The 24219-nt window shown below is 39.7% G+C and carries 23 protein-coding genes, 1 other RNA gene and 1 riboswitch; of the genes, 9 read left to right on the forward strand and 15 right to left on the reverse strand.

Annotated features, from left to right (window positions below; genetic code table 11):
• Nucleotides 1-24: 24 nt before the first annotated feature.
• Nucleotides 25-1527 carry an NAD(P)H-hydrate dehydratase gene (locus tag MMB69_RS13850; RefSeq protein WP_277447865.1) on the reverse strand — a complete coding sequence of 501 codons (1503 nt, stop codon included), beginning with the start codon at nucleotides 1525-1527 and terminating at the stop codon, nucleotides 25-27.
• Nucleotides 1528-1538: 11 nt separating this feature from the next.
• Nucleotides 1539-2579 carry a C45 family autoproteolytic acyltransferase/hydrolase gene (locus MMB69_RS13855; RefSeq protein WP_221782968.1) on the reverse strand — a complete coding sequence of 347 codons (1041 nt, stop codon included), beginning with the start codon at nucleotides 2577-2579 and terminating at the stop codon, nucleotides 1539-1541.
• Between the two features lie 142 nt (nucleotides 2580-2721).
• On the opposite strand from MMB69_RS13855, the gene MMB69_RS13860 reads away from it, so the two are divergent.
• From MMB69_RS13860 to MMB69_RS13870, 3 genes are all read left to right on the forward strand, one after another.
• Nucleotides 2722-4599, forward strand: a complete 1878-nt coding sequence (locus MMB69_RS13860) for a terpene cyclase/mutase family protein (protein ID WP_264409120.1) — start codon at nucleotides 2722-2724, stop codon at nucleotides 4597-4599.
• Between the two features lie 326 nt (nucleotides 4600-4925).
• The gene (locus MMB69_RS13865; protein WP_264409119.1) at nucleotides 4926-5468 is read left to right on the forward strand and encodes a GNAT family N-acetyltransferase; all 543 of its coding nucleotides are present in this window, start codon (nucleotides 4926-4928) and stop codon (nucleotides 5466-5468) included.
• A gap of 101 nt (nucleotides 5469-5569) precedes the next feature.
• Nucleotides 5570-5764, forward strand: a complete 195-nt coding sequence (locus MMB69_RS13870; protein WP_277447866.1) for a hypothetical protein — start codon at nucleotides 5570-5572, stop codon at nucleotides 5762-5764.
• Nucleotide 5765: 1 nt separating this feature from the next.
• Here MMB69_RS13870 and MMB69_RS13875 read toward each other — a convergent pair whose 3' ends face one another.
• The 4 genes from MMB69_RS13875 to MMB69_RS13890 all read right to left on the reverse strand — a co-directional run bounded on the left by MMB69_RS13875 (nucleotide 5766) and on the right by MMB69_RS13890 (nucleotide 8651).
• The gene (locus MMB69_RS13875) at nucleotides 5766-6551 is read right to left on the reverse strand and encodes an ABC transporter ATP-binding protein (protein ID WP_277447867.1); all 786 of its coding nucleotides are present in this window, start codon (nucleotides 6549-6551) and stop codon (nucleotides 5766-5768) included.
• 18 nt (nucleotides 6552-6569) lie between these two features.
• A complete protein-coding gene (locus MMB69_RS13880; protein ID WP_277447868.1) occupies nucleotides 6570-7052 on the reverse strand; it encodes a GNAT family N-acetyltransferase in 483 nt (160 codons plus the stop codon).
• Between the two features lie 157 nt (nucleotides 7053-7209).
• The gene (locus MMB69_RS13885; protein WP_028413498.1) at nucleotides 7210-7686 is read right to left on the reverse strand and encodes a site-2 protease family protein; all 477 of its coding nucleotides are present in this window, start codon (nucleotides 7684-7686) and stop codon (nucleotides 7210-7212) included.
• 146 nt (nucleotides 7687-7832) lie between these two features.
• Nucleotides 7833-8651 (reverse strand): AraC family transcriptional regulator, encoded by an 819-nt coding sequence (locus MMB69_RS13890; protein WP_260506632.1) that lies wholly within the window; start codon nucleotides 8649-8651, stop codon nucleotides 7833-7835.
• 138 nt (nucleotides 8652-8789) lie between these two features.
• On the opposite strand from MMB69_RS13890, the gene lacZ reads away from it, so the two are divergent.
• The gene (lacZ, locus tag MMB69_RS13895) at nucleotides 8790-11894 is read left to right on the forward strand and encodes a beta-galactosidase, LacZ type (RefSeq protein ID WP_221782958.1); all 3105 of its coding nucleotides are present in this window, start codon (nucleotides 8790-8792) and stop codon (nucleotides 11892-11894) included.
• Between the two features lie 36 nt (nucleotides 11895-11930).
• Here lacZ and MMB69_RS13900 read toward each other — a convergent pair whose 3' ends face one another.
• The 4 genes from MMB69_RS13900 to MMB69_RS13915 all read right to left on the reverse strand — a co-directional run bounded on the left by MMB69_RS13900 (nucleotide 11931) and on the right by MMB69_RS13915 (nucleotide 16146).
• Complete coding sequence (locus MMB69_RS13900) at nucleotides 11931-12842, reverse strand: EamA family transporter (RefSeq protein WP_221782956.1); 912 nt, start codon at nucleotides 12840-12842, stop codon at nucleotides 11931-11933.
• Nucleotides 12843-12940: 98 nt separating this feature from the next.
• Complete coding sequence (locus MMB69_RS13905; protein ID WP_277447869.1) at nucleotides 12941-14857, reverse strand: vWA domain-containing protein; 1917 nt, start codon at nucleotides 14855-14857, stop codon at nucleotides 12941-12943.
• 11 nt (nucleotides 14858-14868) lie between these two features.
• Entirely contained in the window at nucleotides 14869-15759 is an 891-nt protein-coding gene (locus tag MMB69_RS13910) for an ATP-binding protein (RefSeq protein ID WP_221782952.1), read from the reverse strand.
• Nucleotides 15760-15915: 156 nt separating this feature from the next.
• Entirely contained in the window at nucleotides 15916-16146 is a 231-nt protein-coding gene (locus MMB69_RS13915; protein WP_013056869.1) for a YkvS family protein, read from the reverse strand.
• A 421-nt stretch (nucleotides 16147-16567) separates the two neighbouring features.
• On the opposite strand from MMB69_RS13915, the gene MMB69_RS13920 reads away from it, so the two are divergent.
• Nucleotides 16568-17062: an RNA polymerase sigma factor gene (locus MMB69_RS13920; RefSeq protein WP_221782951.1), complete on the forward strand. Its 495-nt coding sequence runs from the start codon at nucleotides 16568-16570 to the stop codon at nucleotides 17060-17062.
• Entirely contained in the window at nucleotides 17059-18249 is a 1191-nt protein-coding gene (locus MMB69_RS13925) for an anti-sigma factor (protein ID WP_221782950.1), read from the forward strand. Before MMB69_RS13920 ends, MMB69_RS13925 begins: the two co-directional genes overlap by 4 nt.
• A gap of 27 nt (nucleotides 18250-18276) precedes the next feature.
• Here the strand turns inward: MMB69_RS13925 and MMB69_RS13930 are convergent, their stop codons facing one another.
• Nucleotides 18277-18729: a helix-turn-helix transcriptional regulator gene (locus tag MMB69_RS13930; RefSeq protein ID WP_221782949.1), complete on the reverse strand. Its 453-nt coding sequence runs from the start codon at nucleotides 18727-18729 to the stop codon at nucleotides 18277-18279.
• Nucleotides 18730-18882: 153 nt separating this feature from the next.
• On the opposite strand from MMB69_RS13930, the gene MMB69_RS13935 reads away from it, so the two are divergent.
• The 3 genes from MMB69_RS13935 to MMB69_RS13945 all read left to right on the forward strand — a co-directional run bounded on the left by MMB69_RS13935 (nucleotide 18883) and on the right by MMB69_RS13945 (nucleotide 20366).
• Nucleotides 18883-19503 carry a hypothetical protein gene (locus tag MMB69_RS13935; RefSeq protein WP_277447870.1) on the forward strand — a complete coding sequence of 207 codons (621 nt, stop codon included), beginning with the start codon at nucleotides 18883-18885 and terminating at the stop codon, nucleotides 19501-19503.
• Between the two features lie 109 nt (nucleotides 19504-19612).
• Nucleotides 19613-19790: non-coding RNA, 6S RNA (gene ssrS / locus MMB69_RS13940), on the forward strand.
• A gap of 147 nt (nucleotides 19791-19937) precedes the next feature.
• Nucleotides 19938-20366, forward strand: a complete 429-nt coding sequence (locus MMB69_RS13945; protein ID WP_221782945.1) for a pyridoxamine 5'-phosphate oxidase family protein — start codon at nucleotides 19938-19940, stop codon at nucleotides 20364-20366.
• 28 nt (nucleotides 20367-20394) lie between these two features.
• Here MMB69_RS13945 and thiE read toward each other — a convergent pair whose 3' ends face one another.
• The 4 genes from thiE to MMB69_RS13965 form a co-directional block, all read right to left on the reverse strand.
• Complete coding sequence (thiE, locus tag MMB69_RS13950; protein WP_221782943.1) at nucleotides 20395-21039, reverse strand: thiamine phosphate synthase; 645 nt, start codon at nucleotides 21037-21039, stop codon at nucleotides 20395-20397.
• Nucleotides 21040-21052: 13 nt separating this feature from the next.
• The gene (gene thiM / locus MMB69_RS13955; protein WP_221782941.1) at nucleotides 21053-21859 is read right to left on the reverse strand and encodes a hydroxyethylthiazole kinase; all 807 of its coding nucleotides are present in this window, start codon (nucleotides 21857-21859) and stop codon (nucleotides 21053-21055) included.
• A gap of 75 nt (nucleotides 21860-21934) precedes the next feature.
• A riboswitch (TPP riboswitch) is annotated at nucleotides 21935-22043 on the reverse strand.
• 192 nt (nucleotides 22044-22235) lie between these two features.
• Entirely contained in the window at nucleotides 22236-23453 is a 1218-nt protein-coding gene (locus tag MMB69_RS13960; RefSeq protein ID WP_221782940.1) for an MFS transporter, read from the reverse strand.
• 95 nt (nucleotides 23454-23548) lie between these two features.
• Complete coding sequence (locus MMB69_RS13965) at nucleotides 23549-24148, reverse strand: TetR/AcrR family transcriptional regulator (RefSeq protein WP_221782937.1); 600 nt, start codon at nucleotides 24146-24148, stop codon at nucleotides 23549-23551.
• Nucleotides 24149-24219: the final 71 nt, after the last annotated feature.

The raw sequence follows: 24219 nt of genomic DNA on the forward strand, positions 1-24219 counted from the left end.
CAAACTTTAATAATCCAGAAGAAATCACTTCTCATTCAGCTGCCCGAAGACTGCCGGAAGTGCAGAAATAACGTCGCTTGCTAACATATCTATCATTGTATGACCCTGATCGAGCAGCATATCCGCTGCTTTTCCGTGCACATATACCGCATTACTGATTGCTTCTTGAAGAGAATCCTGCTGCATAATAAAAGCGAGGATGATCCCTGTTAACGTGTCACCCGTTCCACCTTTTGCGAGTCCCGCGTTTCCAGTGGTATTTACGTATTGTTTTCCATCCGGTGTTGTAACAATCGTATTTGGACCTTTTAATACAAGGTACACCCCATTTTCTACTGCGTATTGTCTAGATATTGAAAATCGATTTGCTTCTACTTCGGCGATTGTTGTGTTCACGAGCCTTGCCATTTCTCCCGGATGAGGTGTTAAAATCGTGGCATGTTCTCTTTCTTTTACTTCTTTTTCTAAATGGGGAAGATGAAAAAGAGCATCGGCGTCCACTACAACAGAAATCGGCTGGTGAAGCACTTGTTCGACGACTTTCTTCGTTTCTTTCGTTCTCCCAAGCCCTGGTCCGACTGCAATTGCATCATACTTCCCTTCTTCTAAAGGAATCTCGCCTGCAAAAGAGCCATCTTTGCTTGGACATGGTTTATACATCACTTCCAGCATGTGAGCAGCTGCAATCGCATGAATATCGCTCGGAAGCGCAAGCGTTAAAAGTCCCGCTCCGCTTGTGAGCGCTGCTTTTGACGTTAGCATCGGCGCTCCGGGTGTTTGGAGCGACCCTCCTATTACGATTCCTTTTCCGTGTGTACCTTTATTGGATGAAGCATTCCGAATGGGAAAAGATTTCTTAATATGCTGAGTTGACCATACCTCTTTAAGAGATGAGCTTTTTTCAATTGCTAGCGGCGGAATACCGATATCTACTACAATCAATTCACCATAGCTTTCTTTGCTCGGGTATGTAAATGCCGTGACTTTCGGCTGCTGAAGCGTAATCGTAGCATCTGCACGTACCGTAAGCTCTTGCTTCTGTTCCATTACTCCACTTGGGACATCGATGCTGTATATGTAAGCCTTAGAGTCGTTTATTTTTTTTATAATGTTATCATAAGGAGATTTGATGCTGCCTTTTACGCCTATACCTAATAAACAATCAATAAGGACCGTATACTTTTTCACAGAAAAGCCGTCTCCCGCCGATTGCCACGTGAACCCAGCATTTTCATAGATGATCATGGCTTTTTTAGCCGCGCCTTTTATTTTTTCCCGTGCAGGAACTACCCAGACGTCAACTTCATAGCCTTTTGACTTCAAAGCACGGGCAATAACAAAGCCGTCTCCTCCATTGTTTCCCGTTCCTATAAGCAGCCCTATGTTTTCATGTTTTTCGATTCGCTCACTCAGTGCGTTTGCAGCAGCCTGCCCGGCATTTTCCATAAGGGACTCTTCACTCATCCCAATTGTATTCATCATATAATCATCTACTTGATACATCTCTTGATTCGTTACAATTCTCATTATGCTGCTCCTTACTGAAACGGAAAGGGTTCATCTGTATTTACCGTTCCTTTTATATTCGTTATAGTTAATTGTTCTCCTTTCACCCAATCTTCAAACGAGAAAATGAGAGGTTTTGCTTTTTGTCCAATCCCCACAATGACTTGCAGCGTCTCCGGTACATATGCTACTGTATGAAGCGTTCCAGCAGAATTCCGGTAATCTTCTTTAAAAATACCGTATTCATCTTCATTAAATAAAGAGAAAGCTTCAAGAGGCGATAGCTTTTTTTCAATATGATCTCGAATATGATCGAGCCTTTCCTTTGACTCTACCAAATGATGACGATTTTCTTCGACTAGCTGATTAAAATGGTTCGTACACCCCATCATCGTCCCTCTTTGTACATGAACGCCTCGTCCAGATGCTTCGACTACTGCTCCCTGTCCGCTGCGATCATAAATGGAATAATTAAACGCATGACGGTGCGGTGCCCTTTCTAAAATAGCAACAGCCTCTTCTGTCGTTTCACATGTTTCTAAAATAAACCGAGCGAGCGTACAGCAAATAAATCCATTCGTTTGACGGCGGCGATTAACAAAATGATAGCCAATTGCTAATCCTTTTTCGTTCATTCCATCCATTCGCCCAATCATTCTCGTTCCAAACCCGACGCTTGCATATCCTTCATTTGGCTGAAAAAGCAAAAATCGACCTTCGTACGTTTTAGGATGATAATCGTAGTTTCGCACATACACGCCGTGCTGCATAAGAGCCGAGCATCCCGTTTTTTTCCACTCTTGCTGATACCCGCTGTACTCGTGAATAACGTCTTCAAGAGGCCAATCTAAGCCTTCTGCTAATCCCACTAGCTCACCCCACAGTCCCGGAGCAAATAAGTCGTAATAATGACGAGCTTCTTTTGCTATCGTTTGATAACTTCGTAATGAACGTTTTCTTCTTTTATGATGATTTTCAAACAGCTTTGTTCCTTTATGTAATTCCCCTTGCATTTTACCAAGCTCTCGGTAAGAGCCTCGTCCTTGAATGACTTCTACCTGTATTTCTTTCACTTCTATCACTCCAATTTTCCAGTACCTTTATTGTGCAGCAAGCGCTCTATTCTTTGCAACTTTCTCCTCTCATAGAACTCTCTTCCTTTGAATACAGTTATAAAGAAACAGGTCGAAAGATTGAAAAGCATTATCATAAGAGGTGATCATATTGCTAAAGGAAGTTCAGCTAGAGATTCAGCGAAGAATCGCCTATCTGCGCCCAACACAAAAAAATGACGGGTCATTTCGCTACTGTTTTGAAACAGGCGTTATGCCTGATGCGTTTTTAATTATGCTTCTTCGCACCTTTGATTTAGATAAAGAAATGTTGATTAAACAATTAACCGAACGGATCGTTTCCCTTCAAAATGAAGATGGTCTTTGGACGTTGTTTGATGATGAAGAACATAACTTATCCGCCACTATTCAAGCTTATACAGCTCTTTTATATTCAGGTTATTACCAAAAAAACGACCGGATCTTGCGAAAAGCAGAAAGATATATTATAGATTCTGGAGGCATTTCGCGCGCTCATTTTCTTACAAGATGGATGCTTTCTGTGAACGGCTTATACGAGTGGCCAAAGCTATTTTACCTCCCGCTTTCTCTTTTGCTCGTGCCTACCTATGTACCGCTTAACTTTTATGAATTAAGCACCTATGCCAGAATTCACTTCGTTCCGATGATGATAGCGGGAAACAAAAAATTTTCACTTACTTCTAGGCATACACCTTCTCTTTCTCATTTAGATGTAAGAGAACAGAAACAGGAATCGAAGGAAACTGCTCAAGAATCACGCGCTTCTATTTTTTTAGTCGACCATTTAAAACAGCTTGCTTCTTTACCTTCTTACATCCACAAGCTTGGTTATCAAGCAGCTGAGCGTTACATGCTAGAAAGAATTGAAAAAGATGGAACACTCTACAGCTACGCCACCTCTACTTTTTTTATGATTTACGGTCTTTTAGCTCTTGGCTACAAAAAAGATTCATTTGTGATCCAAAAAGCAATTGACGGTATTTGTTCACTACTTAGTACATGCAGCGGCCACGTGCACGTAGAAAACTCCACGTCAACCGTTTGGGATACCGCGCTGCTCTCCTACGCTCTACAGGAAGCAGGTGTACCGCAGCAAGATCCCATGATTAAAGGCACAACTCACTACTTAAAGAAAAGACAGCATACAAAGCTTGGAGATTGGCAGTTTCATAACCCAAATACAGCACCTGGAGGCTGGGGATTTTCCGATATTAATACGAATAACCCTGACTTAGACGATACGTCTGCTGCTATCAGAGCTCTTTCTAGAAGAGCGCAAACCGATACAGATTATTTGGAGTCTTGGCAAAGAGGCATTAACTGGCTGCTGTCCATGCAAAACAAAGACGGGGGTTTTGCTGCATTTGAAAAAAATACCGACTCTATTTTATTTACTTATCTGCCGCTTGAAAATGCAAAAGATGCAGCGACGGATCCGGCTACTGCCGATTTAACCGGTCGAGTGCTTGAGTGCCTCGGAAACTTTGCCGGTATGAATAAATCCCACCCTTCGATTAAAGCTGCAGTAAAATGGCTGTTTGATCACCAATTGGATAATGGGAGCTGGTACGGCCGGTGGGGAGTTTGCTACATTTACGGAACGTGGGCCGCTATTACAGGACTCCGTGCTGTAGGGGTTTCTGCTTCTGATCCGCGTATCATCAAAGCTATCAACTGGCTCAAAAGCATTCAGCAAGAAGACGGCGGGTTCGGAGAATCATGCTATAGCGCTTCTTTAAAAAAATATGTGCCACTATCGTTTAGCACCCCTTCTCAAACGGCCTGGGCTCTCGATGCTTTAATGACAATATGTCCATTAAAAGATCGAGCCGTTGAAAAAGGAATTAAATTTTTACTGAACCCAAATCTTACAGCGCAGCAAACTCATTACCCCACGGGAATTGGTCTTCCTGGACAATTTTATATTCAGTACCACAGCTACAATGATATTTTTCCTCTTCTTGCACTTGCCCACTATGCAAAAAAACATTCTTCGTAAAGAGGCTGGGACAAAAGTAGTTTAGCTGAAGGGAATTCCGAACGATGAATCGAGATTCTTGCTTGAGAATCCAACTCGTTCGGATTTTTTCATTTCTAGGGTGAACGTAGGCTTCATGTATGTAGAGCAGTTAATGGGAAGCCAAGGCTTGCGCGGAAATCAACCGCAGCGTAATAAGCCCTCCATACTAGCACATTGATCCCATTTGTTTGTTTTAAGATTCGATGGACTTAGTTATGTCTCAATTTCTTTTTATACATAAAAGCAGGTTTTTTAGGAAAGAAGTGGAATACCTTTTTAATGTTAGGAAAGAAAGGATGCATCAAATGAATAATGTTTCACCACTTTTAAAAGGAAAAAATGTGATACTAAGAAAACCAAAAGATAGCGATGTAAATGACTATCTAGCATGCAAACAAACAAAAGAACTTATTCGTATGTACGGAGGCGATACCCGAAACTTAAAACCTCTTACATTACAAGATGCCAAGCGGCACGTCGAGTACATAAAGTCTCAAAAGCTGAATTGGTGTATTGAATATGAGCAGCGTTTTGTTGGAGAGGCTCGGCTGACCGTTAACGAGTACGACCGGCGCGCACGGTATGCAATTGGTTTATTTGATTCTTCCGTTTGGAACCAAGGGCTCGGCACTGAAGTTACAAAATTGGTACTTGCGTACGCATTTGAACACCTTCACTTGCACAGAGTCGATTTACGAGTGCTCGAATACAACCATAGAGCCATTGCTTGTTATGAAAAATGCGGTTTTGTAAAAGAAGGAATAGAGCGTGAAGGTGCTTTTATTGAAGAGGCATTTCAGACAGATCTTATCATGAGTATACTTGAACAAGAATATTATCAGCTGTAGAAAAGAGAATCAGCTGTCATCATCTTACTTCTTTAAAAGTTCGTATAGCCCAAGCCTTTTGTGAATAAAGTAACATAACGATATAAACAAAGGAGCCAACAATGACAGCTTATGATTCCTCTTCTTTTGTATTTGTAACCATTGATAAACATGACATTGCTGCTTTTTTACTAATTGATATTATTTGCAGCACCACTATTTATGTAGCATGTAAACATTATCTCCACAATGAGCTTGTTTCCATTGCAAGCAGCGCTCTTTTTCCCATGGTATGTAAGAAGATTTCTCGACGCTAGCTCAGCTTTTTACCGGTTCTTTTAATGACAGCCAAGTGCGTTCCTTCTGCTGCTGAATCTCTACGGAGTGATTAAAAAATTTAGAAAGATGCGGCTCAGTGAGCTGGTCTTTCGTTTTTCCAGAAGAAAACACTTCTCCTTGGCGCATACAAAGCGTATGGGTAAAGCAAGGCAAAATTTCTTCTACATGGTGAGTAACATAAATAAGCGTAGGCGCTTTTGGCTGCTCTGCCATTTTTGCAATCAGCTGAAGAAGCTGTTCTCGGGCCATTATATCTAGCCCTGTACAAGGCTCATCAAGTATTAAAAGCTTTGGTGAAGCCATAAGAGCTCGGGCAATTAGCACTCGCTGACGCTCTCCTTGAGAAAGTGTTCCGTACGCCTGTTTTTGTAAATCTTCGCAATTTAGCAGCTGCATTAATTCTATGGCTTGGTTCATATCTTCTTGCTCCACTTGTTCATATAAACCAATAGATGCAAATTTACCGCTTAAAATCATTTCTAAAACCGTATCGTCATCTCTAAATCTCTGCTGAAGCGAAGAACTTACCCACCCGATTTCTTTTCTGAGCTCAGACAGATTTGTTTCTCCAAATTTCCTTGAAAGAACTTCTACTTGGCCTTTTGTAGGCCAGATATATCCGTTGATTATATTTAAAAGCGTCGTTTTTCCGGAACCATTTAACCCAAGCAAACACCAATGTTCCCCTTTTTCCACTAACCACGACACGTTTTTTAAAATTTCTTTTTCTGCTCGTTTTACCGAAACGTTCTTAATTTTGATCATGCTAACACCCCTATACTCTCATTTTTCATTATATATACTATAAAAGAATAATGATTTGTCCCATTTGTTAACTTGCTTTTCGTTTTTCATGCCAATTCTTTCAGCCACTTTAATCGATGGGTAATTGGCCGGATCAATTAATGATATAATCTTCTGAAATTTCAGCGTATTAAGTCCGTAATGCAGGCAAGCTTTTGCTGCTTCACTCGCATAGCCTTTTCCCCAGCAGCTGCGTAAAAATAAATAGCCAAGCTCTGGATCTACCTTTCCGTCTACTTTTTGAAGAACCATGCCGCACTGCCCTAGAAACTCTCCATTCTGTTTAGCCTCAGCGACCCACATGCTAATGCCATATGTTTGATAATGCTGCTTCATCCATTGAATCCAGCGATATGTGTCTTGTTCATTTTTAGTAGAAGAATAATACTTCATGGTTTCAGCATCTTCAAATATTTTCATTAAATTGCCTGCATCGCTTTCGGCCATAGCTCGCAGCGTCATTCGCTCTGTCTCAATAATCGTATGAATCCTCTCCTTTCTTCCATTCTATAGCGTAATATCTTTATTATCCGCTACTATTTTCTTTTCGTAAAGTTTTCCTTTTTTCATTTAAATGAAACAGAAAAAAGGCACCAAAAAAGGCTGCTACACACAGCCTTTAATCTGGATCACACGTTTTCCCGTACCGTAATACGTTATATATAGCACGTCCATCACTTGCAGATGTTTCTGTATATTGAATTGGCAACAGTGAAAAAATAACATAATAGACTGAAAAATAAACAAATTGATAGCAAAATATATCTTCAGGCAGAATATTAGCCATAATTAATCCATTTATTATAAAAATAGTAAGTAAATTAAACAGTACACCACCCGCATACACCACTGCATGGGAAAAGCGACTATCGTTCTTAAGATTTTCATATTTACAAAACGAGTCTAGAAAATAGACTGACTTAATTTTAAACTTCCCCATTTTAAGAATGGTTTTCCCCCGCCCAATAGTAAAATCGACCTTCCCTCCGAAAATAATTGCCATGACGGAATGCCCCAGCTGATGAACAAATGATACAAGTGGCAATACAAGACAGAATGACCACACAAACTTTGGAAGATCATTTAACCCAAACACGTTTATCCCTCCTTTTTGTTTCTTCTCTCTACTTTTCCTCCCCGTTTTCACTTAAAACTACATTTAATTTCTTTTTTAAAACTCATACGGAATAACTAGCATGCACTTCATGTCTTATGACCTAGATAAACCCTGTTGTATGTAACTTATGAAAAATACATTTTCCGAAAAACAGTTGGGGTCACGTTTTCTTGTTCTTTAAAGCGCTTGATAAAATAGCTAGGATGTTCATACCCTACTTGTCTTGCTATATCTTGTACAGAGATTTGGCTGTTTTTAAGCAGCAGTTTCTTTGCTTTTTGAATTCGGACGCGCGTTACGTATTCAAATGGACGGATACCAAGAGATTGTTGAAAAAGCAAGCACGTATACTGCTCCGTTACGTTGAGCTGCTGCGCCAGTACTTCTAGCGTTAACGGCTGATGATAATATTCCTCGATATAACGAAGGGCTGGGTTTAGCTGAGTAATTTGCTGCAGGCGACTTTTGCTTTCTATATATACGCTGTCTTGGCGAAGTTTCAAAATGACGCTATATAGTAGTTCAGAGCACTGCATGGTGCTAGAGGTATGATTTTCTTCTAATCGATTCATTAGCTCTTGTAGCATCCTATAAAGACTTTCAGCATGTGTAAGGACGATTTTTCCCGAATTAATAAATTGAAGAGAAAGCATGATATCATCAATCACACTTCCGTTAAAAGAAACCCAGCATACTTGCCATTCGCTCGTAACGGGATAGTATTCGTGCGGAACGTGCGGCGTCAGAAACATTCCTTCATTTTCTTTTATAATATAAACCTCGTCATTTACACGAAGCTCGCCTCTTCCTTTTATACATTGAATCCATTGATAATCAGGAAACTCTCCCTGACGTTTAATATACGTTTGATGTCGCCAGCTTCCAGCGCTTGTAACATAAAATGGCAGTTTCATATCTTCATCTGAAAGAGCCGGAAAGTACATACGGTCCACATTACTTCCTCCTTTTTATGTGAATATAGTTATATTATCATGAAAATAATTAGATTGATAAGGTTTTCAGAAAACGTTATCATTTTCATATAAACTAATAACCTAGTAATCTAGAAATGAGGGATCGACATGTTAAAAACCGGCAAGAAATTTAATTATACAGCACCTGCAAACGGATACCCTGAATGGAATAACAACCCTGAGATTTTTCAATTGAACCGTTCAAAAGCACACGCTTTACTCATGCCTTATCAAACGGTCGAAGAGGCCTTAAAAAATGATAGAAAATCTTCTGTTTACTATCAAAGCTTAAATGGCAGCTGGTACTTTCATTTTGCTGAAAATGCAGATGGCCGCGTTAAAAACTTTTTCGCTCCTGAATTTTCATATAAGAAATGGGACTCTATTTCAGTTCCTTCACACTGGCAGCTGCAAGGATATGACTATCCTCAATATACAAACGTGACATACCCTTGGGTTGAAAATGAAGAGCTCGAACCTCCTTTTGCACCGACTAAATATAACCCTGTCGGTCAGTACGTCCGTACTTTTACACCTAAATCAGAATGGAAAGATCAGCCCGTGTACGTCAGCTTCCAAGGCGTTGAATCTGCTTTTTACGTATGGGTTAACGGTGAGTTTGTTGGATACAGCGAAGACAGCTTTACTCCAGCTGAATTTGATATAACTTCTTACCTTCACGATGGTGAAAATACTATAGCAGTAGAAGTATATCGCTGGAGTGATGCAAGCTGGCTTGAAGACCAAGATTTTTGGCGAATGAGCGGCATCTTCCGAGATGTGTATCTCTATTCTACTCCGCCGGTCCACATCTATGACTTTAGCGTTCGTTCGTCGCTTGATAACAACTACCGAGATGGTGAACTTATCGTTTCAGCTGATATTTTAAATTACTTTCAGCACGATACTCAAGATCTAACATTTGAAATCATGCTGTATGACGCGAATGGCCAAAAAGTACTACAAGCTCCGCTGCAAACAAATTTAAGTGTAAGCGATCAACGTACAGTCTCCTTGCGTACACACATTAAAAGCCCTGCAAAATGGAGCGCAGAAAGTCCTAATTTGTATACGCTTGTACTCAGCTTAAAGAATTCTGCTGGTTCTATTATTGAAACAGAAAGCTGTAAAGTCGGCTTCCGTACGTTTGAACTAAAGAACGGTCTTATGACAATCAACGGCAAGCGTATTGTACTTCGAGGAGTGAATCGCCACGAATTTGATTCAGTAAAAGGCCGGGCAGGCATCACGCGCGAAGATATGCTTCACGACATTTTGCTGATGAAACAGCATAATATTAACGCGGTGCGTACATCCCATTATCCTAACGATTCAGTATGGTATGAACTATGTAATGAATACGGACTGTACGTGATTGATGAAACCAATTTAGAAACGCACGGAACGTGGACTTATTTACAAGAAGGTGAACAAAAAGCCGTTCCAGGAAGCAAGCCAGAATGGAAAGAAAACGTACTAGATCGCTGTCGTTCGATGTACGAACGTGACAAAAACCACCCTTCTATTATTATTTGGTCGCTTGGCAATGAATCATTTGGCGGAGAAAACTTTCAGCATATGTATACCTTTTTTAAAGAAAAAGATTCCACGAGACTCGTTCATTACGAAGGAATTTTCCATCATCGCGACTATGATGCTTCAGATATAGAAAGCACGATGTACGTTAAGCCAGCAGATGTAGAGCGCTATGCACTAATGAATCCGAAAAAACCTTACATTTTGTGCGAATACAGCCATGCAATGGGTAATTCTTGCGGAAATCTGTACAAATACTGGGAGCTGTTTGATCAATATCCAATCTTGCAAGGCGGTTTTATATGGGACTGGAAAGATCAAGCTCTTCAAACAACAGCAGAAGACGGTACTTCTTACTTAGCTTACGGCGGAGATTTTGGCGATACGCCTAACGACGGCAACTTCTGCGGAAACGGCTTAATCTTTGCTGATGGGACAGCTAGCCCGAAAATTGCAGAAGTAAAAAAATGCTATCAGCCCGTAAAGTGGACAGCAGTCGACGCAGCAAAAGGAAAATTTGCCGTTCAAAACAAACACCTGTTTACAAACTTGAACGCCTATGATTTTGTTTGGACTGTTGAAAAAAACGGTGAACTACTTGAAAAACATGCGTCTCTTTTAAATGTAGCTCCTGATAGTACAGACGAACTGACGCTTTCTTATCCTCTTTATGAGCAAGAAAATGAAACTGATGAATTTGTTTTAACTCTTTCTCTCAGATTGTCCAAAGATACAGCTTGGGCTTCAGCTGGATATGAAGTGGCGTACGAACAGTTTGTACTGCCTGCTAAAACCGCTGTACCTTCAGTTAAAGCTGTTTATCCTGCTTTAACCGTTGAACAAAATGAACAAACGCTTACGGTTACTGGAACTAACTTCACGGCTATTTTTGATAAGCGAAAAGGACAGTTTATTTCTTACAACTATGAGCGCACCGAGCTGCTTGCGTCAGGTTTCCGTCCGAATTTTTGGCGTGCAGTAACCGATAATGACCTCGGAAATAAACTGCATGAAAGATGTCAAACGTGGCGTCAAGCAAGCTTAGAGCAGCACGTGAAAAAAGTAACCGTTCAGCCGCAAATTGACTTTGTTATCATTTCGGTTGAACTAGCTTTAGATAACTCTCTTGCTTCTTGCTATGTAACGTATACGCTATATAACGATGGTGAAATGAAAATTGAACAATCCTTAGCATCTTCTGAGACAATGCCTGAAATTCCTGAAATCGGCATGCTGTTTACGATGAATGCGACTTTTGATTCTTTAACGTGGTACGGAAGAGGACCTCATGAAAATTATTGGGACCGTAAAACTGGCGCTAAGCTTGGCCTTCATAAAGGCAGTGTAAAGAAGCAAGTCACACCGTATTTACGCCCTCAAGAATGCGGAAATAAAACGGACGTTCGATGGGCCACTATTACAGACGATCAAGGGCGCGGTTTTTTACTAAAAGGTTTGCCAACAGTCGAGCTGAATGCTTTACCTTACTCACCTTTTGAACTGGAGGCTTACGATCATTTTTACAAATTGCCGTCAAGCGATTCAGTAACCGTACGGGTTAACTACAAGCAAATGGGCGTTGGCGGAGACGACAGCTGGGGAGCTAAAACACACCCTGATTACACACTATATGCTAACCGCTCGTATACAAACACGTTTACGCTAAAACCTCTATAAAAATAAAAAGGACTTTCATTTGAAAGTCCTTTTTACTTATGATGTTACCTCTGGCTTCCGCTGAGAAAGTAAAAATACCGTAGCGATAATAAGAATCGTACCTAACCATTCCGTCCATCCAAACGTCACATGAAGCCATAGAACAGAGAGTGCCGCTGCTGATAAAGGCTCTGCTGAAGCAAGAACAATGGCTTCAGAAGCGCTAATATGCTTCAAACTTTCCAAATAGCAATAAAATGCAATGAGCGTTCCGAAGATGATTACAAATAACACCGCACACAGCGACAATAGCGACCACTCACCGGCTATATGCCACGGCGGGTGAATAAATGAAAAACTTACGCCGCCTATCACCATTCCCCAGCCTACTACTTCAATTGAGCTCCATTTCGCAAGAAGACGTTTAGGCTGAAGCGTATAAAAAGCAGACGTCACAGCTGCCCCAATCCCCCAAAACAACGCCCATCCTGTAATAGACAGCTCGTTAAAATTTCCGCTTGTTGCAAGAAAAAATGTTCCCGTTATGACAAGCGCAACAGAAATCATTTCTACTTTCACCGGCCATTTTCTTGCTTGCACGGCTAAATAGCCAATAATAAATATTGGCGACGTATATTGAAGCACTGTAGCTGTAGCAGCGTTTCCTGCTTCAATAGCTGCAAAATATGTATACTGCACGCCGAGCATACCGATTACACCAAATAAAAGCAGCGAAGTCCTCTCTTCTTTTGTTTTCCAAATTGTAAAAATATTGCGCTGCTTAGAGGCTATTGCCAAAAGCAGTAACCCGGATACTAACATACGAACGACGACCAGCCACTCTGCGTTAAAACTCTTATGCTGAAATAAATATTGAGCCACCGTGCCAGATACTCCCCACATTGTGGCACCAATGATTACAAGCAGCAGCCCCCATGCTCTTCTAGATGACGTTTGAACTCCTTCCACTTACCATTCCTTCTCTCTTTTTCATATATATTTAACTTACCTCGCTCCTCTTTAACGGTCAATAGCAAAAAAAGTCGAAGCAATATGCTTCGACTTTTTTAAATGCTTTTATGAAGTAATTTCTTCAGTAAAGGAAATAGCACATCGGGAAGTTCTTCGATGTTTGGTACTAGAATACTATATTTCCCGTACATATTTTGAATGGTTTTCTTTTGTCCTTCATCAATTTCCCCGTTGGATAAAAAGACGTTGATGACTTCAATTCCGTGCTTGCGTGCTTCTAATACCGCTTCGTGCGTATCTACAATACCATTTTGTTCATATCCCATAGCGGCTGGTTCACCGTCTGAAAACACAAGTAAAAACTTCTGCTGTTCAAAACGCTGAAGCAAGCGGCGTGTCATATGGCGAATGGCAAATCCATCACGGTTGTCTTCTTCAGGCTCAAGCTGCATAATTTCAGGACCGCTTTTACGCTTTAACGATGCTTGAAAGTCCATAACCGTCTGCAGGTAGTTAGGCTGGCTCGTTTCGGTGGCATCATTTGTATCTTCCCAAAACCCTACAATTTGATGAGGCACCATAACGGATTTTAATGCTTCATGAAATAGCGTAATTCCAAGCTTCGTTTCATCCATTTTATCGTACATCGACGCAGAACAGTCAACTAAAAGAGAAAAGACGGCATCAATTTGCGCAGAATTTTCGTCTTTTTTATAAAACAGACGAGGATTGTCATCTGTCCATAGTTTTAGAAGCTTTTTATTTAATCGGCCAAAGTGCAGCTCGCTTCTAGGCAGCGTTTTTTTGTGTTCAAGCGTTTTTTCAATCATTTGCTTTAATTTCTTTTGATACGATGCAATGATTTTTTTATTCTCGTCATACTGAACAACGTGATCATCGTTCGGAAGTTTAGAATCTACAAAAACAGCATAGGCATGCTTATTTTCTTTGCCATACTCATAATCCGCTTCTCCGTCTTTTTCTGGGTGCGTTTGCTCCATGGCTTCCATTTGAGAATAATCGTTGCGCGATGTCTTTTGAGAAGACCCTTGCACCATGCCCATTGCTTGATCTCCATCGTCGCCTTCACGAACACCATCGCCTAGCATGTCTGTTTTTGAGCCTTGATCCATATCAAACTGTAGAAAACTTTGCGTCGCTTCGCTTGTCTCTCGATGCCACATTTCCATTTTCTCTTCGTGAATGTCTTCATCTCCGTCTTTTTCATGCTCTAAAATATCATCGTTCACTAATGAATCTTTGCGTTTTAAATCTTCAAATGTTAACCCTTTTTCTAACTGATCATACTGAAGTTCAGCCAAGAAGAAATAAGTATTAAGCATATCTTTTTCAATAATATCATCAAAAACATCTACGAGTTCAAGGCAGATGCGCGATACGTCTTTTGTTGTTTTCGCTTCATATACATTTGTTAGCTGTCTGCGAATAAAAGGCATCGCTAAGTTAATCGATTCACTCATTGAAGGAATTTCTTCAAACGGATTTTCAGCCGTCAATAGCAAGTAGATGCCGTTAAAAAGTGCATCCGTGTACACGCTTTTTGTTAGATTTGCGCTCATTTGTGTAGCAAAATATTTTCTATAGAGCTGTCTTCTGACGGCGAAGGCTTTTTTCGTTCCAGGACGTCCGCGTTTGCATACTTCTTCTAAACGAATATCTTCAAACAGCATAAACAGCTGCTTAGCTAAGCTAGGTACCGAGGTTTTATTTATTTTCTTTAAATATGCATTAATTTCTTTGAAGTTTGAATGCCTATAGCTTCCAATACTTCTTAAAAACACATCACTTTTTAAGCCATACACTTTGTCTTCTTCTGGACGGTTATCCCAAAAGTGACTGAGATAAATAATGCCGTGTACAGGATCATAATAAGAAGAAACGCGATACTCTACTTCAATTTCATCATTTTTTGTTAATGTTTTCGTTAAATCTGCCAGCTCCATATAGAGAAAGGAATCTACATTTTTGTCGTTAAATTTAATAAATCGCATAGCGCCACTCCTTACTCAAATAATGTTTCAGCAATATTTTGAATGGCGGCTTTTTCCCTTTCATCTTCTAGCTTTTCAATAATACCGCGTTTAATCGCGCGAAGAGGCGGCATATAAAGAGCTAAATCACACGTATCGATAAGCGCACGAATAGACGCAGCTTCTTCTGATACATGGCCGCTTTGAACTTGAGTAATTAAATCTGCAGAGAGCGTGACAAATTTATCAATTAATTTTTCGTCTTTTAACTGAGACTGAGACATTAGAACTTGCTTTAAGCTGCTCCCTTGAATATATGGCACTTCAATGACAACAAAACGATTTTTTAACGCTTCGTTTAATGGGACAGTACCAACATACCCCTCATTAATAGCCGCTACTACGCCGAATGTTTGCTGACCGCGCACCACATCTCCAGTGAATGGGTTTGTAATCATTTTCCGGTAGTCAAGTACCCCATTTAAAATAGGAAGCGTTTCAGGTTTCGCCATGTTAATTTCATCAATATATAATAAATGGCCTTTTTTCATTGCCTGAATAACAGGTCCTTCTACAAACTCGATACCTGTTTTCCCTTCTTGTTCAGAAATTGTTTTAAAGCCAAGCAGCGCTTCTGCATCTAAATCAACCGAGCAGTTAACGCTATGCATCGGCTGAGAAAATAAATGGGACAGCGTTTCGGCAAGCTTTGTTTTACCTGAGCCTGTTGGCCCTTTTAAAAGTACGTTTTTCCCTAGTGACAAGGCAATAATGGCATCTTCTAAAATATCTGCTTCTTCTGCTGTATAGCCGCCTTTTCCGATTAATAGCTGATCAGCATCGGACAAGTTTTCATATTTACGATTCGCTAAAAGCGAAAGAACCTCTTTTGGTAATGATAATTGTGATAATTGAATTGACATAACAAAAAATCCTTTCTTTCTGCATACTTTCTATAGTTTACTAAAAAACATTCTTCTTCTCAAAGAATTGCTTTACCTATGCGTTTCTCTAAGGTTTCCGATAGAAAAATTGCCGTCTTTAGACATATATTCAGTAAAAAAAAGTAGGTTATTCACCTACTTTTTTACGATTTTATAGTTTTTATGATTAACGACTGTTTTCATGGATTCGCCCGTTTCAGCATCTTTCCCAAAATCTACGATAACCGAATTGTCTCGCACTACCATAACAATTCCTTTAAATCCTTTATAGTCGCCTTTTTTAGGCTGAATCGTATCGCCAACTTTAGCTGCTTTGACTTTAGGTGCTTGTTCTTCTGTACCTTGTGTATTTTCTACGTCCATCATGACCCCACCTTTTCCAATTTACCGTGTTTTTTATAAGTGAAAACACAATTTAATTTACTTTTTGTTGAAAATACTTAGTTTATTTTCCCACAAACATCCATGGTTAAACACCATGTGTTTGTCCTTTTTCATTTTGCAAACAAACGCTGTATTTTTTACTATGTATGTAGCTGTTTTTTGTAAGAGCACATCCTTGTTCTATCATAACATTTTCTGTTTCCTTCGAACACCAATTACCCTTTAGTTTTTTAAAAAAATGACAAATTACACGGAATTATGTCGAATTTCATATGATTTTCTTTTTAGTATGATAAGCTATATATCGTATTTTAAGCATCTTTTATCTATTACATACGATTTTTGATAAAAAAACCGAAACTTTTATCCACAAATTGCGTTGATTAAATGAAAGGGGGAGAAAATGGCACAACAGCATAACTTTGAACACATTTATAAACAGCACATGCATGATTTGCTGCGCTATCTTCTCTCTCTTACTCGCAGAAAAGAATCAGCGGAAGATTTAATGCAGGAGACCTTTTACCGGGCACTTTTACACTTAGAAACGTATAAAGGCGAGGAAGTGAAGCCTTGGCTGTTCAAAATTGCTTATCACGCCTTTATTGACTGGTATCGAAAAGAAAAAAAACGCCCTGCTGTCGAAATAGAAGAATGGCACTTTACTCCTCAGCCAAGTGCTGAAGAACAAGTGATGATTCAAAGTGAAATCGACGGCTGGCTTTCTGATGTATCTGCTTTGCCTCCGGCTAAGCAGAATATTGTACTGTTACGAGATTATCATGGCTTCACATATGAAGAGATTGCAGAAATGACTGGCTTTACTCTGTCAAAAGTGAAAATGGACTTGTATCGTAGTCGTCAACAATTGAAAAAAAGAAAGGAAGAGGACGGATGAGCTGTCAAGATATGAAGCATCAATGGGAAAAATATAAAAACGGCACTTTGACAGACAAAGAAGCAGAAGCACTTGAACAACATACGGAAAATTGTGAAGCATGCTCAGCTCATTTGGAGCACTTGCTAACCGAAGATGAACCGTTACCGCCAACTTCATCAGCTACTTCACTAAGTGACGATACGATGTTGGATAATAAAAAAGTCAAAAAGTCCATTTATATCGCCAAATGGAAGCAGCGCCTTTCAAATGTGACAACTGTCATTGGCTCTGTCGTTCTGCTATGGATAATCGGCAGCTTTTTATCTATTGTATATTATCATCAATCAAAAACCGAATACATAAACAGCGTGAATCAAGCGGCTATCGAATCTGCTTTTCCGAACGTTCATATACGTGAAACCACTTCTGATACACAGTCCTTTTTCCGAATGCAGTCGCAAATGGAAGCTTATAAGCAAATTGGACGTGAAGAGCAGGCCATTGGGACGTTTACATTTCATCAGCTGTTTGATAAAACGAGCGGTGTAGAAAAAGAATTTTCCGGAGGCAAATACGATCTTAACCTTTCTTTTGTCTATCCTGATCCAAAAAAATTAAAGCTACATGCAAAAGAGTATAAGGAATGGACGAGCGAAACATGGAATGCATTAGAAAACCTACCAAAAGGGACGGTAAGCGAAGTGGCTATTTCTTTTGATAATACGTACTCACTAAAAGAAGTTCAGCAAAAAATGAATGCCATCGACAGCCGTGATTTTTCTACCTCTTGGTACGCGCTTAATACAGGGAACGAACAAAAAACAAGCACAAAAGATGAGCCATTAATTGACTTAACATCAACATTTGGCTTTCCAGAGTTTTTAGACTTGCCTTACGAGCACAAAGGAAATCAAACGCACTCTACTAGCAAGTCGAACATTTTAAATATGATGAAACTATTAGCCGATAATGAAGAAACGGTCCAAAAAGTTCGTCAGCTAGACCATTCCGATTTGTTGCTAAAGCAGCGATATTCTTATGTAAAGAAACATGGAGTCGGTGTGTACGGCGTTGTGATTACAGGACCTACCAAAAAGCTTCTGAAATTAAAAAATGATCCGTCGATCACCTACGCGTCACTTGGAGATGTAGAGCTATGGAATTGGTTCAACCGCCCTTCATCCGGCACGTTAATGAATCAGTAACAAGCACTTGAAAACAAGTGCTTGTTTTTATTTCTTCGTTAATTCTTCAAACCTTTTTACCGCTTCGCTTTTATCAAATGAACTAAACCATCGATAGTCTTGGTCATCTAAAATGCGGTAGTGCTGACTAATCATATTTTGCTGCAGACGAAAAGAGCCTTCTTTTTGAATTTCTTTCCACCATACTCTTCCTCCGAGCGTTTTATCTTTTGGAGAAGATATGCCGTCATGAGCAATGATTTCTACTACTTCTAAAGGAACGTCTCCTAAAACCGATTGAAGGATTTCACTGTCACCAAACAAACTGCATACTGCAACAGTGGTCGTCCACCCTGCTTCCGTGCGCCCTTTTTCAATTTGAACCAATGTTTTTTTGGAAATACCAATGACTTCAGCCATTCTGTCTTGTGAATAGTTTCTTTCTAAACGAATCAATCGTATTTTATCCGATACTGATTTAATCACTTCTTGTTTATTCATTTTCACAGCCCTTTCTTTCTATACACGCACATGTCTTTAGTGTAATATTACACCTAATTAAAGAAGAGTTTCAAGCGTTTCCCTTTATCACAAAGCGGGGAAATATACTGAAATGGTTTTTGTATACTAAAACAATTAAAAGGAGTTGAGAATATGTATATCATTGTATGGGCTATGCTTGTACTATACGCCTTGCTGCTAGCTCCGGGAGCAAGCGCCGCTGATGATTTGCTGTTTAAAAAACTTATCACAGGAAATTTTCAACAGGTAGATCCGCTCGTGGTTATGGTATTCTCTTTTTTAGGACTTTTCCCAATATTGTTTATGGTAATGATCTGTAAAAAAGATACGTACAAACTGCCTGGATGGCCATTTTCTCTTCTATCATTTGGGCTTGGAGCTTTTTCTCTTTTGTTCTATTATCATTGGAGAGGACAAAAAGTTCGAACACGTTCGCGTATTCCTTCACGTTTCATTGCTATCATTTCTTCTCGTCTATGGATTGGACTATGCTTAGCACTCACGATTGCAGGTTACGTATACGGACTATCCATAGGTTCAATAAAAGCTTATGGAGATGCTTTTATGCAGTCACAGCTTGTTAGCGTGATGACCGCTGATTTTTTTGTTTTAACGTGGCTTTCTTACTCCGTTATGACAAAAGAAAGGATAGCATCCCGACCTTCCCTTCTCTTATGTTTCATTCCAGTTGCGGGTTCTTTTCTTATTTTGTTACTGCATAACCGCCAAGATATTAGAGAAGAAAAACTTTAAATAAAAGTCTTGCGTTCCATTCATTATTCCGTTATAATCATTTCTTGTACGATGAAAGTTGATTAATTAGAAAACATTTATATATCGGCATTTTATTTACATTTGTTATACATACCTGCGCTGTGCGTATACTCATGTTGTCTTAAACCTTTGAGTGTTAAAAGGGAGCTCAAAATTTAGCTGCAGATAGCACGCCCTTCTTGGGACGCTAAACCCGGCTATGAGGGCACCCACCTAGTAGATCTGGGTATTTAAGACACTTAGGGTTACGGCAGTGCGGGCTTATTTTTTAGTTAGCTGTAGCTAGCTTTTTTTATTTTTTAATTTATTAGTTTACATAATTATTTTATTGTTAACTTATATTTTTTTTAGACATGTATGTTTTATTTATCTTCGATTGAGGAACATAAAAAGTAATAAAGGAGATGGATAAAATGAATGAACAAAAAATTGCTAAAAAAGTAAATGAAGTATTAGAAGGAAATCGTGTAGGAACATTAGCCACAGTTGTAAACAACAAACCCCACTCTCGCTATATGACATTTTTCAGCGATGAAGATGGTATCGCTCTTTACACACCAACAAATATCAATACACATAAGGCAGAAGAAATCGAAGCCAATCCGAACGTGCACGTACTATTAGGCTACAGCGGCGAAGGATATGGTGATCAATACTTAGAATTATCTGGGACAGCTGTTCTTCGTACTGGTGATCAATTAAAAGGACGTATATGGAACAATCACATGAAAGAATGGTTTGACGGTCCAAATGACCCTGAGTATGTTGTTCTGGAAATTACGCCAAACGAAATTCGCTTTATGAATGAAGGCGAAGAAACTCCTCAAACTGTTCAGCTATAATAAAAAAAGCGCACACTGTGCGCTTTTTTTATTTTCCTACCGCTTCTTTCAATTGAGCTGCTTTTTCTTTTGGAGACGCTGCTAAGCTAATCGCGGTAATAATAGAAACGCCATCTGCACCTGCTTCTACTACTTGTTTGGCATTTTCAGGCGTGATGCCACCGATTCCTACAATTGGAAAGTCAATATTCTGGTTTCGCACTTCTTCAATTAATTTTGTACCTTGCACTGCTTTTGCGTCTTTTTTTGTAGAAGTAGGAAAAACAGGTCCCATTCCTACATAATCCGCCCCGTCTTTTATCGCTTGCTGCAGCTCTTGTATATTATGAACAGAGACGCCCACAATTCCTTTTCCTATTTTTTCTCGAACAATATGAGCTTTTTCATCTTCTTGTCCAATATGAACGCCATCTGCTTGTAAACGGATCGCTAAGTCAAGATCATCATTCACAACAAAAGGAACGTTGTGCTGCTGACAAATTTGCTGAAGTTCCTTCGCCAGCTGATATTTCGCTTCTCCTGTTAGGGCACCTTCGCCTTTTTCACGGAATTGAAACACGGTAACGCCGCCTTGAATTGCTTCTTTCAACACTTCTTTCGGATCTTTTGTACAGTTAGTGCTGCCCATTATAAAATAAACTGGCAGCAGCTTTTTGATTTCTTCGTTTGTCATTTTCCGGCTCCTTTTAACGTTGATGTACTCTTGCATATGATTCAATATCCTGCCCAGATAAAAGATGAAGCTGATTTAACAGCTCAATTTGAAAGCTCCCCGGCCCTTCTTCACCTTTTTTCGCTGCGGCGATTTCACCTGCCACTCCGTAAAAACTTAAAGCAGCAACGCTTGCCTCGACATATTCTTTTTCTACAGCGGCGAAAGCTCCTATAATTGATGTTAGCAGACATCCAGTACCCGTCACTTTCGTAAATAACGGGTGACCGTTGTCTACTGTATACGTTGTGTTTCCATCCGTGATTACATCTTGTTTACCCGTAATAACAATCACTGTACCTAATTTGTTCGCTGCTTTCTCAGCAAGTTCAATGACGTCTCCTTGTCCTTCTAATGAATCAACGCCTTTAATGAGCCATGACTCGCCTACTACATTCGCAACTTCAGCAGCGTTACCACGAATAACTGCAATATTTAATTCTTCTACAAGCTGACGTGCTACTTCTGTACGAAACGGTGTTGCTCCGGCTCCTACAGGATCGAAAATAACCGGCACGCCATTTTCATTTGCTGATTTTCCTGCTATTCTCATCGCTTCTACTTCTTGAGCCGTCAGTGTACCCATATTTAAGACAAGCGCTCCGGCGATTCGTGCCATGTCAGCCACTTCTTCCTTCGCATAAGCCATAACAGGTGAAGCTCCTAGTGCAAGCAGTCCATTTGCAGTAAAATTGGTTACCACGACATTCGTAATATTATGAACAAGTGGACTTGTATCTCTTACTTTTTCTAATTGAGCTGAAATTTTACTAATATCCATATTCTCTCACTCTTTTCATTTAGTTTTAACACTGCAAAAAAAAGACAAAAAAGCACCTTGCATGCGCAAAGTGCTTTGGTATGTACTCACATTCCCTGCGCTGGCATTATCCAACAGGTTCAAATGGTCAACAGGCGCCCCTGTACTCTCAGCCTGCCCCGCGCAAGCTCCCATACTATTCTTGTTACGTTTAAAGTTTACTATTAACCTTTTTTATTTGCAACCATTTCACTGTTTTGCCGATAAAATAAAGCTTCGCTATAGGCTGAGTGGTGTTGTAAATCTTACAGCTTTACTAAAAGCATCATTGAAAGACCTCCAGTAAGCTACTGGAGGTCTTTTATCCCCTAAAAATTCTATCATTTTTTCCTTCTCGTTATTTCTCTTGAATCGCTTGATTTCTCACAGCTGTTTTTCGGTCCTTCCCTGCTCTTAAAGATAAAAGAAAACAAAGCAGCAGTACAAGTGCAGCTGATACGTACGGGTAATTAATGTTTATATCAAAGAGAAAGCCTGCTACAACGGGTCCAATAATATTCCCAAGACTTGTATAAGCAGAATTTAGTCCGGCTACGTACCCTTGGTCGTCTTGTGCCATCATCGACATTTGCGTGCTGATTGCCGGACGTAAAATATCTGTTGCTAAAAAGACGATAAATGTTACAACAATAATAAGCCAGTACGTGTGCACAAATAGCGTAAGTAAAATAAAAAGTCCCGTCATCATCAAGCAAAACGAAATCACTCTTTTTTCACCGAACTTATTTAAAATCCATCCAAAAATCGTAACCTGCACAACAGCCCCTGCAATAGAGCCAAACGTAATAACAAACGCAATATCTTTTGGCGTAAAGCTAAATTTATGATCAACAAATAGTGAAAAAATTGTTTCATAATTGGATAATCCAAACGATGTCACAAAAACGATAATTAAACTTAAAAAATAAGGTTCTTTATAAGAATTCATAAGCTGCAGTAGCAGCCGATCTTCTTTTGGATTCTCATTGTTTGAAACAGCAGGATTTTGTACAGGACGAGACTCTGGCAAAACAAGAAGCGTAATCACTGCAGCCAAGCCTCCTGCTACTGCGGCCATATAAAATGGCACGCGCATGCCGTATTCAGCTAAAAAGCCTCCGATACCGGGCCCAATAATAAATCCTGTTGTAATCGCCGCCGTCACATAGCCCATTCCTTTAGCACGTTCTTTAGCAGACGTCACGTCCGCTGTATAGGCCATAACAGCAGGCATAATGAGCGCGGCCCCGACCCCGCCTAACATTCTCGATACAAATAATAAAAGAGGCGTACTCACTGAACCAAAGAACCATTCAGACAAGGCAAAAACAATCATTCCCGCTACAATAATTTTCTTTCTCCCTAACGAATCTGATAACCGCCCTGCTAAAGGTGAAAACAGAAATTGAGTTAGTGAAAACACCGCTACTAAAAGCCCCATCACGCTTCCGTTGATATGAAGCTCTGTCATATATGTTGGCATAATTGGAATAACGAGACCAATTCCTGTAAAAATAATAAAAATATTTAGCATGAGCAGCAAAATCGCCGCTCGATTTCTTAACAATAATGACATATAAACCTCCTGATTAAAAAATACTGAACGTTCGGTCTATAAAAATACAAAATAATGAGGGATTACTCATTACCTCAATAAGCATCCCCGATTATTTAAGAAGACCTTGGTATGATTCCGTTTAAAAATACATCGATTGCTGAATGGTAAAGCTGCAGGGCATTTTCCGTGTTCGTTTTTCGAGACATGCGGCTCATTCCAACAAACAGCCCTTCTAAAATCACTGCAAGCTGCTCTGCATTTTTATGAGAAAACTCACCTTCATCGATGCCTTTTTGCAAAAGTTCACGGTTAAAATCCACGTGCCGTTTCACCATTTCATCAATTCGCTCTTCGATATCGCTGCCCTTTTCCTCATTGTTAAAAAACTCATCGGCGGCTTTCGTAAGAGGATGATTTAAATCATCTAAAATGATTTGCTCCGCAATTCCAAAAAGCTTATCTCTTGTTGTTTTGTAAAGAGACTCTCTTTCTTTCCAGTTTCGTTCCCACTCGAGATCCCATTCATCTATTAAATAGAGAAAAAGCCCTTCTTTACTTTTAAAGTGATAATAAATATTCCCTTTACTGCTTCCCGTAGCTTCTACAATTTCCTCAATAGATGTAGCTTTATAGCCTTTTTGAGAAAACAATGCTTTAGCGGCATCTGCCACTTTTCTTTTGGTTTGTTCACTTTGAAGCTTTTTTTTATTCAAGCTATTTCCACCGCCCCGCACATTTATTATTTATACTGAACATTCGTTTTGTATTATCTGACACCTATACT

This window comes from Priestia sp. P5 (assembly GCF_029522155.1).
GTDB classification, from domain to species: domain Bacteria; phylum Bacillota; class Bacilli; order Bacillales; family Bacillaceae_H; genus Priestia; species Priestia megaterium_E.